This window comes from Fretibacterium sp. OH1220_COT-178 (assembly GCF_003860125.1).
Taxonomy (GTDB): domain Bacteria; phylum Synergistota; class Synergistia; order Synergistales; family Aminobacteriaceae; genus CAJPSE01.
This window is the reverse complement of sequence record NZ_RQYL01000012.1, coordinates 1-15,748: the sequence shown is the minus strand read 5'-3', so window position 1 is coordinate 15,748 and position 15,748 is coordinate 1. Positions and strand designations below refer to the sequence as shown.

Below are 15,748 nucleotides of genomic sequence, written 5' to 3'. Positions count from 1 at the left end.
GTCTGCGCCTCGACGGCTCTGAACGAAGAGCCGGGCTGGCCGTCTGCGCCTGGCCAGTCACGGTCCAAAAGGGCCAGTCATTCACGCCTGACCAGCGCCTATCCGACTCCCCAGATTGGCCGTCTGCGCCTCGACGGCACAAACTGTTGTGCCGTCGAGATAGTGACAGACACGGCATTTGCGGCCTAAAAGGCCGCAAAGGGCCGGTCATTCACGCCTGGCCAGCGCAAACTGTTGCGCTGGCCAGATAGCGACCGGCACAGCATCCGCGGGCTTCGCCCGCGGAGAGCTGGCCGTCTGCTAGAACCTCTCCCACGTCTTGACCGCCAGCTCGCGGGCCTTGGCGGCGACGGCCTTCTCGTCGATCCCCTGGAGCACGCGGTTCTCCATCAGCACCTTGCCCCGCGCGACGGTGGTGACGACGCTCCGGCCGGATGTCCCGAAGAGCAGATGTCCGTTGATGTTGACGTCGGACAACGGGGTCGGCGGCGCGTAGTCGGACACCACGACGTCGGCCGAGTATCCGGGCGACAGACGGCCCAGCGGGACGCCGAAGTACCGCTCCGCGATGCGCGCGTTGTTCTCGAAGAGCATCTGCGGGATCTCCCCCCAGGCCACGTTGGGGTGCCCGTTGGCGTGCTTCTGCAGGGCGTTGGCCATCTTGTAGGACTGGAGCATGTCGCTGACGTACCCGTCGGTCCCGAGGCCGGTCAGGAGGCCGCGGCGGCAGAACTCCAGGACGGGCGACGTACCCACGGCGTTGCCCATGTTGGACTCCGGGTTGTGGACGACGGCCGTCCCCGTCTCCTTCAGGATGTCCATCTCGCGCTCGTTCACATGGATGCAGTGCACGGCGATGGATTTCTCCCCCAAAAGCCCGAAATCGCGGAAACGTTCCAGGATGCGCTTGCCGTACTTCGCCTCGGAGTCCGTCTCATCGGTCGGCCCCTCGGCCACGTGGACGTGGAAGCCCGCGTCCGCATCCCCCATCGCCTCCCGGCAGGCCGCCAGGGACTCGTTCGAGAGCGTGATGGAGGCGTGGAGCCCGAAGGTACCGGCCAGCAGGTCGTCCTCCTTGGCCGCGGCGCGGATGAACTCCATGTTCTCCTCGATGCCCTCGCGCAGGATCTCCGGCCCGTCCCGGTCGGACACCTCGTAGCAGAGGCAGTTCCGTATCCCGGTCTCGCGGGCGGCACGGGCCAGCTCGAACAGGCTGCCCCTCACCGCATGGGGACTGGCGTGGTGATCCAGCACCGTCGTCGTTCCGTTCTTGATGCAGTCGATCATGCAGATGAGACCGCTGTAGTAGCAGTCCTCCAGGCTCAGCGCCTTGTCCAGGCGCCACCAGAGCCGTTCCAGCACCTCCATGAAGTTCTGCGCCGGCGCGTCCTTCGTGAACATCCCGCGCGAGAACGCGCTGTAGTGGTGCATGTGGGCGTTGATGAAGCCCGGCATGATCAGCCCGCCCCGCGCGTCCAGGAATCGGGCCTCGGGGTATTGGGTCCGCAGCTCGGCCGTCGGTCCCACCGACACGATCAGCCGGTCCTCGACCGCCACACAGCCGTCGGGAAACCACGGATTTTCGGGATCGCGCGTCACCAGCATTCCGTTTCCGATCAAGAGCATGGTCGTTACCTCCCCACCCAGCCTCCCCCCATCCAAGGCGGGGAGAAAATTTTTCGGACAAACCCGTTCGCGCTCAGTTCTTCAGATACCGGTATATCGTCTGCTCCGACACGGCAAGGCGCCGTGCGACCTCCGTGATTACGCCCTTCAGCAGGAAGACCCCCCGTGCATTGAGCTCGTCCACCACCTCGCGCTTCTCCCGTGCCGTGAGCCGCACGGGGTCCGCCTTGCAGGCGGACAGCACCCGGTCGAGAACCGAGTAGACCATGTGTTCGATGTCGCGCGAGGACTCGGGAGGCGGAAGGGCTCCGTCGGGCGAGGAAGCCGCCCCGGGGCGCCCCGGAAAAAGGGAGGCGATGGAGGGAGGCAGAGAGCCTCCGGCAGGATCGGCCTCCGAAAGCGCCAGAAGGCGGTCCATCGTCTGGCGCGCCGCCAGAAGCTGCGTGAGGTCGACGTTGATGCCCAGGATCCCCACGACGCTCCGGTCCTCGTCCCGAATGAAATAGGAGGAGGAGCGCAGGATCTTCTCGCCCGCCGGCTGACCGAAATAATTGGCCATGTAGGACTTGCCTCGCTCCTCGGCCCGGCGCACCATCCTGAGGGCGGACTCCGTCGCGGTGGCGTCCCCCACCCTGCGTCCGGTCAGCTCCCCGTTGCGGATGGCGATCATGGAATGCTCCTCACGGCGGAGGTCGTGAAGGACGATCTCCGCGGTCGGACCCAGGGCCTCCGCCAGAAAGTCGACCAGAGGCAGGTAGGAAGCGACGATATCGGAACCGGTGGGCTCGCCCGATGCGGTCTCGGCGACGCTCACATGATCTTTTTTCTCCAATCTTTCGGAAGCCAAAGCCACACCTCCCAAACGGAGCACAGCCCCTTGACCCCCTCCTGGAAAGCAGGACTGCGATTTTTTTAATGACGTGATAATTTTTTCTTACTCCAATAAAAGTTTACGCTCAGGGAAGGGGCCTTGTCAAGAAAGGGGTGGGGGAAATGGAAAATTCTCGGGCTCGGCCGAAGCGTGTAAACGCACCACGCCAAAGGGACACGTCCTCCCACCTCTTCCCTCGGCCGTCGAGCCCGCCTACAAGGTGCGGCGTTCCTTGAAGGCAAGGCAGCGCCCCAGGAAATGGTCGGCTGCCGAGGGGTTGCCCGCCAGGTTGAGGTGCAGGTAGGAGCCCAGAATATCCCCGTTCGCGTACCCCCCGGGGCAGCGGACGCCCGTACGCTTCCTCTCCAGGGAGAAGGCATGGGGGAACGCGTCTCCGGAGGATTCGGGCTCCACTGAAGAGAAATGGAACTCGTGCCCGCGCAGCTTTGTCCCCTCGGAACAAAGCACCGTCTCCCTCAGGGCGAGGGCCTCCACATACCCCACGGTCTGGAGCCGGTCGTTCATGCGGCAACGTGCGGGAACGACTCCCGCCATCTCGAAGGATTCGCCCCGAAAGTCCGTGATCGACCGCGTCAGGTACATGAATCCTCCGCATTCCGCGAGGATCGGCATCCCCCGCTCCGCCGCCGCCGCCACGGCAGAACGCATGGCCGCGTTGGCCGAGAGCTCGCGCGCAAAAACCTCCGGGAAGCCGCCGCCCAGGATCAGGGCATCCGCATCGGGCAGCGTCCCGTCCCGTATCGGGCTGAAGAAGACCAGCTCCGCCCCACGGTCCTCGAGAGCGGAGAGGCTGTCCGGATAGTAGAAGGAGAAGGCATCGTCCCTAGCCACCGCAACGACGACCCTCCGCGCGAAGGGGCGGGGGGAAGGGACGGGCTCCAGGGCAAGCGGCCCCGCCGAGCGCGCGGCCGCAAGCAGGGCCTCGACATCGACATCGTTCTCGACCGCAGCGCGGATGCGGTCGATGCGGCCGGCGTCCAGCCCCTCTCCGGCCGGGACCAGCCCAAGATGCCGTTCGGGCATGACCAGCGCCTCGTCGCGCCTCAGTGCTCCAAGGAGGGGAATGCCGACCCGGTCCAGCGCCTCGCGGATCATCGTAGCGTGGGATTCGGAGCCCAGGCGGTTCAGGATGACGCCCCGAAGATCCACCTCACGGTCGTATTCCCGAAAACCCAGGGCGACCGCGGCCGCGCTCTCCCCCATGGAGCGCGCATCGACCACCAGGACCACGGGGAGGCCCAGAAGCTTCGCGATCTGCGCACTGCTGCTCACTCCGCCCCGCCCGCCGTCGTACAGGCCCATGACGCCCTCCACGACAGCGACGTCGGCTTCTTCCGACGTCCGAGCGAACAGGCCGGCCATCGTCCGTTCGTCGGTCAGCCAGGTGTCCAGATTGAAGACCGGGCAGCCCCCCGCCAGCCGATGATGCCCGGGATCGATGTAATCGGGCCCCACCTTGTATCCGCAAATGCGAAGCCCCCTCCGCCGAAGGGCAGCCAAGAGCCCGCTGACGATCGTCGTCTTGCCGGACCCGCTCTGCGTTGCTGCGACGAGAAGGCGGGGAATACGCCTCAGACCTTTGTCCATTGCGCCAACCTCCCTTAAGGCATGGGAACACGGACCCATTCTACCGCAAGGGACTCGGCCCCGCCAAAGGGAAAAGGACCGTCCTCTCCCAAAACGAAAAAGCCGGTCCCTCCGGACCGGCCTCCAACACAGAACAAGGATTTGGAAAAAAATTCTCAGGCGTTTGCCTTCTCGGTGTCGCCGTTCTTTCTGAGGATCTCCTCCCAGGTGATGAAGGAGTGGTAAAAAACGTGGTCGTCGTCGTCCAGTCCGCGGGAAATTTCGGTTATGTGGCTGCGCTTGGCGTCGATCATCTTCAGCACGTATTCCACCGCCTTGAAAGGCTTGCTGTTGACGCCGCAGGTGTAGATGTCGAGGGCCATGTAATTGGCCTCGGGCCAGGTGTGGACCGACAGATGCGACTCGCTGATCACCACCACGCCGCTGACCCCGTTGGGCGGAAAACGGTTGAAGGAAACGGACCATACCTGGGCGTTGGCCTGTTTCGCCGCCTCCACCAGAATATCCTGCAACTTGACGACATCCGTAATGACCTCGCCGCACCCGGAAGCTTCCACGATAAAATGAACCCCTTTTGGCGACAACTCACCAAACCCCCTTGTGTTCGAGATAGACGCCATTGTCGCCCTGCACCCCGCATCGTCGTAACATAGGGATTCGTCAAACGCCGGCTCTTTTTATTTTACCTCAAACGAAAACAACGGTCAAAAAGCTCTCGAGCTTGCGTCATCGCCAAAGGGGGCCCCAAAGTCGTCGGCAATGACCTGCGCCCCCTTTTTCTCCAGAAGGACAACGGCCCTTCGCCACGAGGCTCCCTCGACCCGGTTCGGATTCCTTCACGGGATCGAGCTTCCTCAAAGCTCGGCCCCTCTCCTTGAAGGACGTAGCACAGGCTCCGAAAGCGCCCGATGCGACATCTTGCGCCGCCCGTTCCGACGGAACAGGTCCCTCTCAATCCAATTTCGACTTCCCTGAAGGGAATTCGGGGAAGAGGACCTCGGACATTCCCATTCTCTACTGAAAATGGGGCGGGGGCTTGTCAAAGCTTCAAGAACCTGATAAAATTTTTCGCCGTAGCGGAAAGACTGCGTCTGACTCCGCAGGATCGTAGAAGCCGGCGTGGCTCAGGGGTAGAGCAGCGCACTCGTAATGCGCAGGTCAACAGTTCGAATCTGTTCGCCGGCTCCAGAAATAGCAAGGGTTCAGGGGATTTTCTCCCGAACCCTTTTTTTTGCTTTACAGCAGAGAAAGCCCTTCACTGACGGTAGAGCATTTTGGCGGATATTTTTTGCCCGGTTTCTCTTCTTCGCGACTTTCGCAGGGAAAGAGGGCTGAAAAAGCGATCTTGCAGCGTGAAAACAGAATAACGAGCCAGAAAAAACGGCATGGGAGCCTTTTGGGCAAAATTGCATCGTCCAAAAACACAATCCCCTGGAGGTCCACGCCACGCAAAGCATAACACAAACCACCGCTGCCCCGAACGAGACATCCTCCATCATCGAGTCCTTCTTCCGTTCCTTCAAAGCAGGTTCTATTCTGAAGAGAAGCGGAGCCTACAAGGAAGAAGATGTTCCGGTACTCGACATCTTCCGCAAACTCTTCGAACCGGCGTTCATCCACAAAACCCCGTTCGAAGCCCTCCGATCTCTCAGGACAGGGCTCCCGACGCGATGACGGAATTGCTCCGCGGCGCACTCGCCACGGGACTGAAGGCGTCTTACGTGCTCTTCGATTCCTGGTTCTCGACGCCCGCGAACATTCTGGCTCCGAAGGAGCTGGAGCTCGACGTCATCGCTATGGTGAAGGAGACGTCAAAAGTCCGCCCCCTTTACAAGGAGCATCTGGTTCCGCTCAGTTCGGATGTTTCTCTTTCGGCGGAGGAGAATCGTTTCATTGTGCTTGTGACGAGCTTGCGGATATCACGTTGCCGGAAGCCTTCGAGCTCTTGGTGGGGGGTGGGTGGCGTATGTGTCGGAGAAGCTGTGTCTGTCGGAGGAAGGGCCGAGTGCAAGGCTCGAAGTCTTTCCGACCTCCCTTCCGGTTCCCTCGAGGAAAAGGCTGAAACTGTCCGCTCAAGCGATTTTCTGAAACGATTCGGCTCCGCTCAACGAGCTAATGTCAGAACTTTTCATGACTAAATGTTAGACGTGAAAGTTGAGTTGGAGAGATATCGAGCACCGGCTTTCGGCCGGTGCTCGCAATTCAGGCCCAACCGCACGATCCATCGGGCATCCGACATCCGGAGGACGGCTTACACGGGCAAAAGCCCGTAAGCAGCCCTATCGTTCCTGCAGCTCATGCGCCACACCGCCATCACGCGCCAGGCTTCGCGCTTGGATCAGCTCGCAGAAGCGCGCGCCCGTCTCCTCGATATCCAAAGGATTCTTTTCCTGGATCGTGCGGCGATCCTCCGCGCGCGTCGACTTCGCTCCCAATAAGGCTCCGGCCAAAGCTCCGGCAAGGGTCGCAATGGCACTGGTCTCGTCTCCGACATTCACCGCATCGAAGATCGAGGGCATGGTCTCCCCGCTGTTGCAGACCAGAATGGCGAGAGCCACAGGGACCGTCTCCGCGATGGCGGGGCCGGTGCCCAGGGTATCCGCCAGAAGGGCTATCCGCTCCTCCTTAGGCAGTCCCTTCATAACCAGCCGAATCGCCATCTCCATACGCTTCGGTACGGAGGGCCCCGGATAGCTCATCGCATTGGACGGGGCCCACTCCAAGCCCCTCCCGGCTCCGTAAAAAGCGGCGTCGACCATATCCTCGACGCTCGCCCCATCCTCCATAGCCCGGCTTGCCGCGGCGGCGACGGCACAGGCTCCCGAGATGCTGATCCGGTCGTCGTGGGAGGTCATGCAGATCGTCATCGCCTCACGGATCGCCCGGTCGGGGTCCCCCGGATTCAGTATTCCGGGGACAAAGGCCTTCACCGCAGCGCCGTTGGAGGAAAGCGCGTAGAAGTGGCTCTTGAAGAGCTTGTTGCCGAGCCTGCCGGCGTACTCCCAATAGTTCATCGTCCCGGCGGCATCGTTCAACTGGCGGATCACCTTTTTCGTCGTCATCCCCGCAAAACGCTCGAACACATCCGCGTCTGCGCTCCACTCAAGAAGAGCATCGACCCCTGCCCGGGCGTCCACCTCCCCACGGCGCACGATCTGCCGAGCCAGTGCCCACGGAATGCCGAAGGCATCCGTAATCTGTCCCGCCTCTCTGCCGGAGGCGGGCGTCTCCGGGGCGGGTTTTCGAAATGCCGTCACCCGGCCCCCGTAAACCTCCTCGATACGGCGGCGCGACAAGGTCTCCGTCGCGGCGCCCATCGCGTCCCCAATCGCAGCGCCGTAAAAGGCCCCCAGCACCTTCTCCTTCAGGTTTACGCTCATTCCACCTCCCCCTCCTTCCCCCCTGAACGGCCGGTGTCCTGAAGGGCGAGTTCGAGAATGCGGTCCGCCAGAGACGCGATCTCAAAACCGTTCACGCTCTCCAGGACCGAAAGGAAATGGCGGGGAAAGGCCTCCGCCCCCGACAGGGCTCCGGCGATGCCTCCCGCGATGGTCGCCAGAGTATCCGTGTCGTAGCCGATGTTGACGCAGTCGATCAAGGTCTCCATGGCGTCCCCGCGCCGAGAGGCCAGGATGCCGAAAGCCGCAGGGACCGCCTCGGCAATGTGAAGTCCCGTACCGATCCGATCCCGTATCTCGACCGCCTTGTCCTCAGGCGCGAGCGGGCCCAGGCCGATATCCAGGGCCAGCTCCAGCTTGTTGACAACCCGGGGACCGGCCACGTCGTGCGACCGTTCCCTGCCGAGCCGCTCTCCCTCGAGGGCTCCATAAAGCCCCGCCTCCAGGACGCTGTAAAGCCCGGCGTCGGGCGACAAGGCCCGGTTCACGGCCGCCGCCACGGCACAGGCCCCCGAAAGGGCAAGGACGTTGTCGTGGGTGAGGCGCGCGACACGGAAGGCGTTTTCGACGGCAAGGTCAACGGCCCCGGGGAACAGGAGCCCGATCGGAGCGATCCGCATAGCCGCGCCATTCGTCGCCTGCCGGGAGGAGAGGTTGATCCCCCGGAAGGAGGGGTCCTCTCCCGTCTTGAAGCGCTCGATCGCCATCCGCGTGGTCGGGCCGGCGAAACGGTCGAAGAACACCTCGTGCTCCGACCACTCGACAAGGGCTGCCTTCACCTCATTTTCATCCACCTTGCCCCCGTTCCGGACGACGCTCCGGACGATGAAATAGGCGGAGCTGAAGTCATCCGTCACCTGTCCCGCGACGCTGCCGGCGGCGAAGGTGTCCGGCGGCGGAGTCTCGAAATCGGTCACCCTGTGCCCGAAACGCTCGAGGATCTGCTCCGTGGTGCGCGCCTCCGTGGCGGCCCCCATTGCATCCCCGGCCGCTGAACCGATCAGGCTCCCCAGAATTTTCGAACGCAACGAAGGTCGTTCCCTCATCTCCATCCTTCCATGGAGGCGACGTTTGCCTTATCCACCAGCTTGATGGGGGTCCACACGACATCCTCGACAAACGTGTCGCCGCGAAGCGCCTTCAGGGACAGGATCGTCCCCGCCTTCCCCAGAAGGTAGGGCGACATGGCGACGGTCGCATCCAGCTCCCCCCTTTCGATGGATGCTTTCGCCTCCTCGATGAAATCCACCCCGACGACGACGACCTTGTCCTTCATCCCCTTCCTTTTCAGGGCCTCGACCGCCCCCAGGGCCATGACGTCGTTGCCGCAGGCGATGCCGGCCAGATCCGGATTGGCGTCGATCAAAGCGGCGGCCAGATCGTAAGCCTGACGGCGGTCGAAGTTCGCGGCCTGAACCGCGAGGACCTCCATCCCCGCCTTTTTGAAGGCCTCCACCGCCCCGTTCTTCCGCGCCTCGCTCTGAGTAGCCCCCGGAATGCCCTCGATGACCGCAACCTTACCCTTGCCACCGGTCCTGCCGACGATGTACTCGGCCCCCAGCTCACCCTGCATCCTGAAATCCGTCGTCACGTGGACATCTATCCGCCCGCCCAGTTTTTCCAGGGCCTCCCTGTTCACGCCGTTTCCGACGGTGACAATTTTCACCCCGCTCTTGTTGGCCTCGACGACGCCCAGAAGCAGATTCTGCTCCGTAAGCGGAGAGACGGACACGGCATCGTATTGCTTCCCGATCATCTGCTTCAGGATGTCCAGCTGTCCTGCCAGGTCCGTCTCGGTGGCCGTGGCCTGGACATCGATGGTCACTCCATACTCCTTCGCCGCATCCCGGTACCCCTCCTCCATGGTGATCCAGAAAGGGTTGGAAAGGGTGCTTTCAATGGCCCCCAGCCTCGCATTCATCCCCTTTTCAGGCAGGGGCTTCAGGGCATCCATCAACGATTTTTCCGCCTCAAGCATCGCCTGCGCTCCTTCCGGACCGGCATCGGCGGCCCAGGCCGGGACAAAAGAACCCTGGACAAGAGCAAATCCCAGGACCATCGTCATCCCAAACGCAGAAAAACGTTTTCCTCCGCGCATAACCCTAACCTCCTTGAAATGATGTGTTTTCCGAAAAAATTCAAACTTTTTGCTCCCATTCTCCGACAAACCCGAGGACCTCCTCCCGGGAGGTCCTGACGCGCGGCCCGTGCTGCGTACACTTCAGGGCCGCAGCTGCGGCCGCAAAACGCAGCGAGGCCGCCCTGCCCATGCCCTCTCCGTAAAACCCGCAGATCAGGCCGGCACTGAAACAATCCCCGGCTCCCGTCGTATCCGCGACGGAGACGGGATAGGCTTTCACATGCAACATCCCCTCGCGGTCGCACCAGAAGGCTCCGTCCTCCCCGCAGGTCAGGACGACGCCGTCGGCAGGACCGAAACGCCCCAAGATAGAGGAGAGGGCCGAAAAAACCGCCTGCTCTCCCAAGCCGCCTCCACAAAGCCCTCCATAGCCTGCCCGTCCCATCAGAAAGAGGTCGGACAGGGCCATCATCCTCCCGATGTCCTCCCGCGACGCCCCGATCCTTTCCATGAAGAGGGGCGGACACTGGAGGTTGAACACGACCTTGATCCCCCTTTTCCTCGACTGTTCCGCCAGGTACAGAGCCGCCTCGGGGGCGAAGAAATCCGTGTAGAAGACGTCGATGCCATCCAACAGTCCGGACGGAAGCTCCAGGGGACTCAGCTTCGTAACGCAATCCCCGATGTTGGCGAAGATACAGTGTTCCCCGCCCGGGGCGGCAAAGACATAGGTATGGAACGTCGTTCCGCCCTTGAGAGTCACCAGACGGCTGACGTCGATCCCCTCATCGGTGAGCGACCGGACCAGATGTCCCCCCATGAGGTCATCGCCCACCTTACCGGCCTGCCGGACGGACGCCCCCAGCTGCACCAGGGCGACGGAGGTATTGGAGGCGCTTCCGCCCGGGACCATCCGCTCCGCATCGATGAAGCCGAAACCGTCCGCCCTCGGCAGTTCCGAGACCGAGATCACCGTATCCATCGCCATCACCCCCAGGGACAGAACCGAAATGCCCTTCATTCCTTTCCTCCCTCCACAATGTTCCACGCCTGCGCAGCCCGCTCCCCTAAGTTCTTCTTCCGTGACGGATTTCCGACACGGAGACCGCGGCAAGGACGATCAGCCCCATCAAAAGCTGCTGATATCGGGCCGATACGTTTAGGACGACGAAGCCGTTCCGGAGCAGTGCCAGAAAGAGGCAGGCAAGCAGGCTCCCCGCGGCACTGCCCCGTCCGCCGCGAATATCCGTACCGCCGAGAACGACTGCGGCGATGACCTCCATCTCGATGCCGACTGCGGCAAGCGGCTCCGCCGTGTTGAGTCGAGCGCAGAGGACCAGGCCGGCGAGCCCGGAACAGAGACCCGACAGGGCGTAGAAAGCCAGCTTCCAGCGATGGACGCTCACCCCGCTGCGGGACAGGGCCTCCTCGTTGCAGCCCATGAAACAGGCGTAGGCCCCGAACTTCGTGAAACGCATCAGGAATACGCCCATCCCGGCGACGGACAAGGCCAACAGGGCGGGAACGCTCAGCCCGCCCGGAAGTGTCCCCCCAAGGGCCATGAAGGACTCCGAAAAATCGAATACGGGGCGTCCGTCGGTCAGCATCAGGGCCGTCCCGCGAAACACCGACATCGTGCAAAGGGTCACGATGAACGGGTTCAGTCGAACGGAGGAGATGAGGCATCCGTTCAGGACCCCGCCCCCGGAGGCCAGGAGCAGCCCGGCCACGAGCGAGAGCGAAAAAGCGCATCCCTGCTTCAGGAGCAGGGCCGTCACCAGGGAGGAGAGCGCGATGTTGGCGCCTATGGAAAGATCGATACCCCCTGCGGCAATCACGAAGGTCATGCCCACCGACAGGATGATGCCGGCGGAGGCTTGATCGAAGATATTCGCGATGTTGCGCCCCGTCCAGAAATACGGCGAGGCCCGGCTCAGTCCGAGGCTCAGGACCAGCAATCCGACAAAAAGGATATGAGGGTTCGGGTTCCCGATGTTCCGCAGAAGACGCTTCACAACGCCTCCCCCTCCGCCCCGGTCATGAGAGCGACGACGCGTTCGGGGTTCAGCTCCGAAGCGGGACGCTGCGCCACGATTCTGCCCTGCCGCATCACACAGATCCGATCGGCGATCCCAAACACCGCGTGCAGATTATGGGAGATCAGGACGATGCCGTGACCTTCCCCGGCCAGACGTTTCAGCAGACGAAGGACAGCGCCGGATTCGACAGGCCCCATCGCGGCAGTCGGCTCATCCAGAATCAGGAGCCTTCCGCCCCGCTGAAGGGCCTTCGCGATCGCGACAGCCTGCCTCTGACCGCCGCTGAGAAAACGAACCTCGCTGCGGACATCCGGCAAAACGACATCCATTTTCTTCAGCAGAGCCTCCGCTCCCTCGTCCATGGCACGCCTGTCGAGGCACAGCCCCCATCGGGCCGGCTCCTCGCCCAGGAACACGTTGAAGGACACGCTTCCCGTATCCGCCAGCGCGAGGTCCTGATACACGACGGCCACCCCCTTCTTCAGGGAGAGCGCCGGAGTAAGGTTCTCCACACGCTCTCCCCCCAGAGACAACTCTCCCCTGTCCGGGCGAAGGACTCCCGAGACGATCTTGACCAGCGTCGACTTGCCCGCACCGTTCGTGCCGACGATCGCCAGAACCTCCCCCAGCCGAATTTCGAGCGAGACATCCTGCAGCGCCTCGACGCTGCCGAAACGCTTTTCCAGGCCGCGTATCCGTACAAAAGGGTCGCCCGGGACAGTCATGGCATCTTTACACGAACCCTTCCGGAAAAGTCACCTGCCGCCCGCCCCTATTTCGCGGGCTCCCTGGGGGCGACGACCAGCTCGTTGTAGGTGGAGACGGGGCATTTCTCACGCTTGTAGACGACATCCAAGAGCTCCATGATGACGATCTCCATCGTGGTACGCGTGATGCTGCCGCTCTTCATCATGTGTCCGCCCCACATCCTGCCGTCCCCGTCGGCGATGGAGAGGTGCAGGTGCCGCCCTCCCGGCTCGAGCGTGCCGCTCAGACAAATCGTCTCGAAGTCCCCCTTCAGCAGGGTCCCCTCCTTGCGGTTGGCAAATCGAAGGTGCGCCTCGGAGAGGCTGCCCACCGACGACACGATCGCGGCAGCCTTGATGCCCTTCCTCTCGACGAAGGCCAGCAGCTCCTGCACCACGTCCGTGCCCGGCAAGAGACGGATGGTGTAGAAACGGGCGCTCGAGGCGACGGCGTCCAGGACATCGGCCTTCGCCGCAACATCGAAACTGGCCGCAAAACTCGCCCCGGCCGCCAGCAGAACCAACGCAAATCCGATCAGAAATTTCCTCATCTCAAGCATCTCCTTTGCTGAACTCAAAATTATGACCGAGAACCTCGAGGCCCTTCAGCACACTCTCCCGCGCCGCAATCCCCAGCAGCCGCCTCCGAGGCCAGCAAATCCCGTACCTCCCGGCAAAGCCGGACGAAGGCGTCGTCGAACCGATCCCGCGGCCGGGAGATCGCCACGGGGACCTCGGCCCGAATGCGGCCCGGCGCCCGGCCCATCACCAGGATACGGTCCGCCAGCGTGACGGCCTCCTCCACATCATGGGTCACGAAAAGGGACGTCCCGTTCGTCTCCCGCATCAGGGACAGGAACAGCCCGTGCATCTCCCCTCGGGTCAACGCATCCAGGGCACCGAAGGGCTCGTCCATCAGCAGCACCTGCGGCCTCAGGATCAGCACGCGGGCCAGGGCCACCCTCTGCTTCATCCCCCCCGAGATCTCACGGGGAAGATAATCGCCGAAGGACGCCAGCCCAACCTTCTCCAAATAGCGGTTCACCTCCGCATCCATCGCCTCGCGGGACATCTTCCCCCGTGCACCGAAGGCGACGTTCTCCCGGACGGTCAGCCAGGGGAAGAGGGCGTCCTCCTGGAACACCACGCACCGGTCCGAACCGGGGCCCACAATCCGCTCCCCGCCGATCTCCACGCACCCCGCGTCGGGCATAAGAAAGCCGGCGACGATCCTCAGCAGCGTGCTCTTGCCGCAGCCGCTCCCGCCGAGCAGGCACACCCGCTCCCCCTCCGCGATGTCGCAGCTCACCCCGGACAGCACCTCCAGGACGTCCCCGCCGTTTCGGAACACTTTGGATACGTTCCTCAGGGAGAGAAGCGGCCGCCCGCTCATGCGGACCTCCGCGCCGATCGGAAGCACGCCCGCATCGAGGCCGTCAACAGCAGGTCGCTCAGCCGCCCCATCACGGCGATGACGACGATCCCCACGATGATGACGTCGACGCGGCCCAACATCCTCGCATCCATGATGACCGCCCCCAGGCCGTTGGGAACTCCGGTGAGCTCTCCCAGCACCAGATAGGCCCAGGAGGTTCCCAGACCCAGCCTCAATCCGGCAAGGATCTGGGGCATGGCCGCCGGCAGCAGGATGGTCCAGACGCTTCTCAACGGCCCCACCCCCATCATCGCCCCGGCCTGGCACAGGACCGGGTTGACGCCGAGCACGCCGCTCGCCGTGTTGAGGTAGACGGGGAAGAACGCCGCCAGGGCGATCAGGAATACCGTCGTCCCCAGCCCGATGCCGAACCACGCCATGGCCAGGGGCAGCCAGCTTATCCCCGGGACCGCGCGTGCGCCGTCGACGGTCGTGCCCAGAAGGCTCCGCACCATCAAGCTCCTTCCCGACAGGACGCCCAGAGGCACGCCCAGCAGCACGGCAACGCCGAACCCCAGGAGAACCCGCGTCAGGCTCGCCGCCGCGTCGGCGGAGAAACGCCCGGCATAGGGGGCGCTCCCCGCCTGGCCAAAGACATAGAGGGAGAACGAGCGCACGATCCGACTCGGTTCGGGAAGGAGATAGCCCGGCATCCATCCCGTGCCGCTGGCAAGGCCCCAGGCCGCCAGCAGCACGGCCGGCAGCAGCCAGGGCAGGAGACGCAGGGCAAGGGAGGAGGGGGTGTCCCTCAAAGCCCCAGCTCCTCCCGCACCTTTTTGACGAAGCTCAGGTCGAAGAGCTCGTCGTAGTCCGGCTGACGGTCGATCACCTTCAGCGCCTCCATCCGGGCCCCAAGAGCCTTGGCCCTCTCCACGAAGCTCTCGTCGATCAGCCAGGCCAGCTCGATGTTCTCCGCCGCCAGGTCCAGGATCGCGCGCTCGGTGCCGAACGAGGCCGCCTTGTCCAGCCAGGCCCCGGGGTTCCGCTGCAAGAACAGCGTCGCCTTGACGTGGGCGCGCACCAGCTCCAGAACCCGCTCGGGGTGTTTCTCGATGTTCTCCCGCGTCGTCAGCATTCCCGCGTTGATGGTCCCCACGCTGTCCTCGTAATAGGGGTGGGCGAGGATACGGCCGTATCCCTCGTGGACCGCCAGAGTGGGGAACGGCTCTCCCGAGAGGAAGGCGTCGATGGAACCGCGGGACAGAGCCGTCCCCATATCGAAGAAGTCCACGCGCATCAGCTCGACGTCCGAGTCCGGGGAGAGTCCGCTGCGGGTCAGCGCCTCACGGAGCAGGATCTCGTGCATCGTCCCCGGCACATAGCCGATCTTTCTGCCCTTCAGGTCGGCGACGCTCTTGACCGGGCCGTCCTTCGCCACCACCAGGGCCGAGCACTTGTTGCACAGGGCCGCCACGACCACCACCGGCTGTCCCTGGGACGCGGAGTGAATGGCGTGGGCCAGGGTCGTCCCGCACATCTCCAGGCTCCCCGCCAGAAGCGCGGTCTTCTGGTCCGCGGGGTTGGTGAAGGACAAAACCTCGGCCCCGCCAACGAGGTGATCCGGGTAGAAGAACGGAGCGATGGTCTGCGCCGTCTTCCACGTCCCCACCCGGAACCCCTCGGCCGCATGGGCGGACGGGACAAAAAAGATCGTCAGACCCAAGATAACCGCCAAAGACCGTAAGCAATGCTTCATAACCATAGGGAAAGCTCCTCCTTGAATTCCTGCGAGTGCACCTTATTCCGAATCGGAACGGTTCGCATCAACTCGCTCCAGTATGGTTCAAAATCCCTGAGGCAAGCCTGATTTTTTATGCAGACCTTCCCGACCGACGGCCCCGAATTTCTGCATCTCGACAACGCAAAAGGTTGCGTCGTCGAGATAGCGATCAGCTCATCCCACAAGGCTTACAGCCTTGTGGAAGATGGCTGCCTGACCCTCGAC

General features: G+C 63.2%; 15 protein-coding genes and 1 tRNA gene. 1 reads left to right on the top strand and 15 read right to left on the bottom strand.

Annotated features, from left to right (window positions below; all coding sequences use genetic code 11):
* Nucleotides 1-300: 300 nt before the first annotated feature.
* The 4 genes from ssnA to speD all read right to left on the bottom strand — a co-directional run bounded on the left by ssnA (nucleotide 301) and on the right by speD (nucleotide 4,725).
* On the bottom strand, nucleotides 301-1,626 hold the full coding sequence (gene ssnA / locus EII26_RS06275; protein WP_124888296.1) for a putative aminohydrolase SsnA: 1,326 nt from the start codon (nucleotides 1,624-1,626) through the stop codon (nucleotides 301-303).
* 73 nt (nucleotides 1,627-1,699) lie between these two features.
* Nucleotides 1,700-2,473, bottom strand: coding sequence for a helix-turn-helix transcriptional regulator (locus EII26_RS06270; protein ID WP_233572636.1), 774 nt, complete (start codon nucleotides 2,471-2,473; stop codon nucleotides 1,700-1,702).
* 237 nt (nucleotides 2,474-2,710) lie between these two features.
* On the bottom strand, nucleotides 2,711-4,105 hold the full coding sequence (locus EII26_RS06265; RefSeq protein WP_124888295.1) for a cobyrinate a,c-diamide synthase: 1,395 nt from the start codon (nucleotides 4,103-4,105) through the stop codon (nucleotides 2,711-2,713).
* Between the two features lie 155 nt (nucleotides 4,106-4,260).
* Entirely contained in the window at nucleotides 4,261-4,725 is a 465-nt protein-coding gene (gene speD, locus EII26_RS06260) for an adenosylmethionine decarboxylase (protein ID WP_255415939.1), read from the bottom strand.
* 493 nt (nucleotides 4,726-5,218) lie between these two features.
* Between speD and EII26_RS06255 the strand changes: the two genes are divergently transcribed.
* Nucleotides 5,219-5,293, top strand: a tRNA-Thr gene (locus tag EII26_RS06255).
* Between the two features lie 48 nt (nucleotides 5,294-5,341).
* Here the strand turns inward: EII26_RS06255 and EII26_RS06250 are convergent.
* From EII26_RS06250 to EII26_RS06200, 11 genes are all read right to left on the bottom strand, one after another.
* Entirely contained in the window at nucleotides 5,342-5,725 is a 384-nt protein-coding gene (locus EII26_RS06250; protein ID WP_124888293.1) for a hypothetical protein, read from the bottom strand.
* Between the two features lie 659 nt (nucleotides 5,726-6,384).
* On the bottom strand, nucleotides 6,385-7,485 hold the full coding sequence (locus EII26_RS06245; protein ID WP_124888292.1) for an ADP-ribosylglycohydrolase family protein: 1,101 nt from the start codon (nucleotides 7,483-7,485) through the stop codon (nucleotides 6,385-6,387).
* Nucleotides 7,482-8,531, bottom strand: coding sequence for an ADP-ribosylglycohydrolase family protein (locus EII26_RS06240; RefSeq protein ID WP_124888291.1), 1,050 nt, complete (start codon nucleotides 8,529-8,531; stop codon nucleotides 7,482-7,484). Before EII26_RS06240 ends, EII26_RS06245 begins: the two co-directional genes overlap by 4 nt.
* Before the next feature lie 14 nt (nucleotides 8,532-8,545).
* Nucleotides 8,546-9,601, bottom strand: coding sequence for a sugar ABC transporter substrate-binding protein (locus EII26_RS06235; protein WP_124888290.1), 1,056 nt, complete (start codon nucleotides 9,599-9,601; stop codon nucleotides 8,546-8,548).
* Between the two features lie 40 nt (nucleotides 9,602-9,641).
* Nucleotides 9,642-10,604 (bottom strand): carbohydrate kinase family protein, encoded by a 963-nt coding sequence (locus tag EII26_RS06230; RefSeq protein WP_124888289.1) that lies wholly within the window; start codon nucleotides 10,602-10,604, stop codon nucleotides 9,642-9,644.
* Nucleotides 10,605-10,650: 46 nt separating this feature from the next.
* On the bottom strand, nucleotides 10,651-11,598 hold the full coding sequence (locus tag EII26_RS06225) for an ABC transporter permease (RefSeq protein ID WP_158612184.1): 948 nt from the start codon (nucleotides 11,596-11,598) through the stop codon (nucleotides 10,651-10,653).
* Complete coding sequence (locus EII26_RS06220; protein ID WP_124888287.1) at nucleotides 11,595-12,347, bottom strand: ATP-binding cassette domain-containing protein; 753 nt, start codon at nucleotides 12,345-12,347, stop codon at nucleotides 11,595-11,597. The genes EII26_RS06225 and EII26_RS06220 overlap by 4 nt, the downstream gene beginning before the upstream one ends.
* A gap of 47 nt (nucleotides 12,348-12,394) precedes the next feature.
* Nucleotides 12,395-12,919 (bottom strand): PPC domain-containing DNA-binding protein, encoded by a 525-nt coding sequence (locus EII26_RS06215; protein ID WP_124888286.1) that lies wholly within the window; start codon nucleotides 12,917-12,919, stop codon nucleotides 12,395-12,397.
* 29 nt (nucleotides 12,920-12,948) lie between these two features.
* A complete protein-coding gene (locus tag EII26_RS06210) occupies nucleotides 12,949-13,761 on the bottom strand; it encodes an ABC transporter ATP-binding protein (RefSeq protein ID WP_124888285.1) in 813 nt (270 codons plus the stop codon).
* Complete coding sequence (locus tag EII26_RS06205; RefSeq protein ID WP_233572634.1) at nucleotides 13,758-14,555, bottom strand: ABC transporter permease; 798 nt, start codon at nucleotides 14,553-14,555, stop codon at nucleotides 13,758-13,760. Before EII26_RS06205 ends, EII26_RS06210 begins: the two co-directional genes overlap by 4 nt.
* Entirely contained in the window at nucleotides 14,552-15,505 is a 954-nt protein-coding gene (locus tag EII26_RS06200; protein WP_233572633.1) for an ABC transporter substrate-binding protein, read from the bottom strand. The genes EII26_RS06205 and EII26_RS06200 overlap by 4 nt, the downstream gene beginning before the upstream one ends.
* Nucleotides 15,506-15,748: the final 243 nt, after the last annotated feature.

What these genes read in the sequence shown, in the direction of transcription:
- ssnA (WP_124888296.1), bottom strand. Translation starts at nt 1,626, where the DNA reads ATGCTCTTGATCGGAAACGGAATGCTGGTGACGCGCGATCCCGAAAAT.
- EII26_RS06265 (WP_124888295.1), bottom strand. Translation starts at nt 4,105, where the DNA reads ATGGACAAAGGTCTGAGGCGTATTCCCCGCCTTCTCGTCGCAGCAACG.
- speD (WP_255415939.1), bottom strand. Translation starts at nt 4,725, where the DNA reads ATGGCGTCTATCTCGAACACAAGGGGGTTTGGTGAGTTGTCGCCAAAA.
- EII26_RS06245 (WP_124888292.1), bottom strand. Translation starts at nt 7,485, where the DNA reads ATGAGCGTAAACCTGAAGGAGAAGGTGCTGGGGGCCTTTTACGGCGCT.
- EII26_RS06235 (WP_124888290.1), bottom strand. Translation starts at nt 9,601, where the DNA reads ATGCGCGGAGGAAAACGTTTTTCTGCGTTTGGGATGACGATGGTCCTG.
- EII26_RS06230 (WP_124888289.1), bottom strand. Translation starts at nt 10,604, where the DNA reads ATGAAGGGCATTTCGGTTCTGTCCCTGGGGGTGATGGCGATGGATACG.
- EII26_RS06220 (WP_124888287.1), bottom strand. Translation starts at nt 12,347, where the DNA reads ATGACTGTCCCGGGCGACCCTTTTGTACGGATACGCGGCCTGGAAAAG.
- EII26_RS06215 (WP_124888286.1), bottom strand. Translation starts at nt 12,919, where the DNA reads ATGAGGAAATTTCTGATCGGATTTGCGTTGGTTCTGCTGGCGGCCGGG.
- EII26_RS06210 (WP_124888285.1), bottom strand. Translation starts at nt 13,761, where the DNA reads ATGAGCGGGCGGCCGCTTCTCTCCCTGAGGAACGTATCCAAAGTGTTC.
- EII26_RS06200 (WP_233572633.1), bottom strand. Translation starts at nt 15,505, where the DNA reads ATGGTTATGAAGCATTGCTTACGGTCTTTGGCGGTTATCTTGGGTCTG.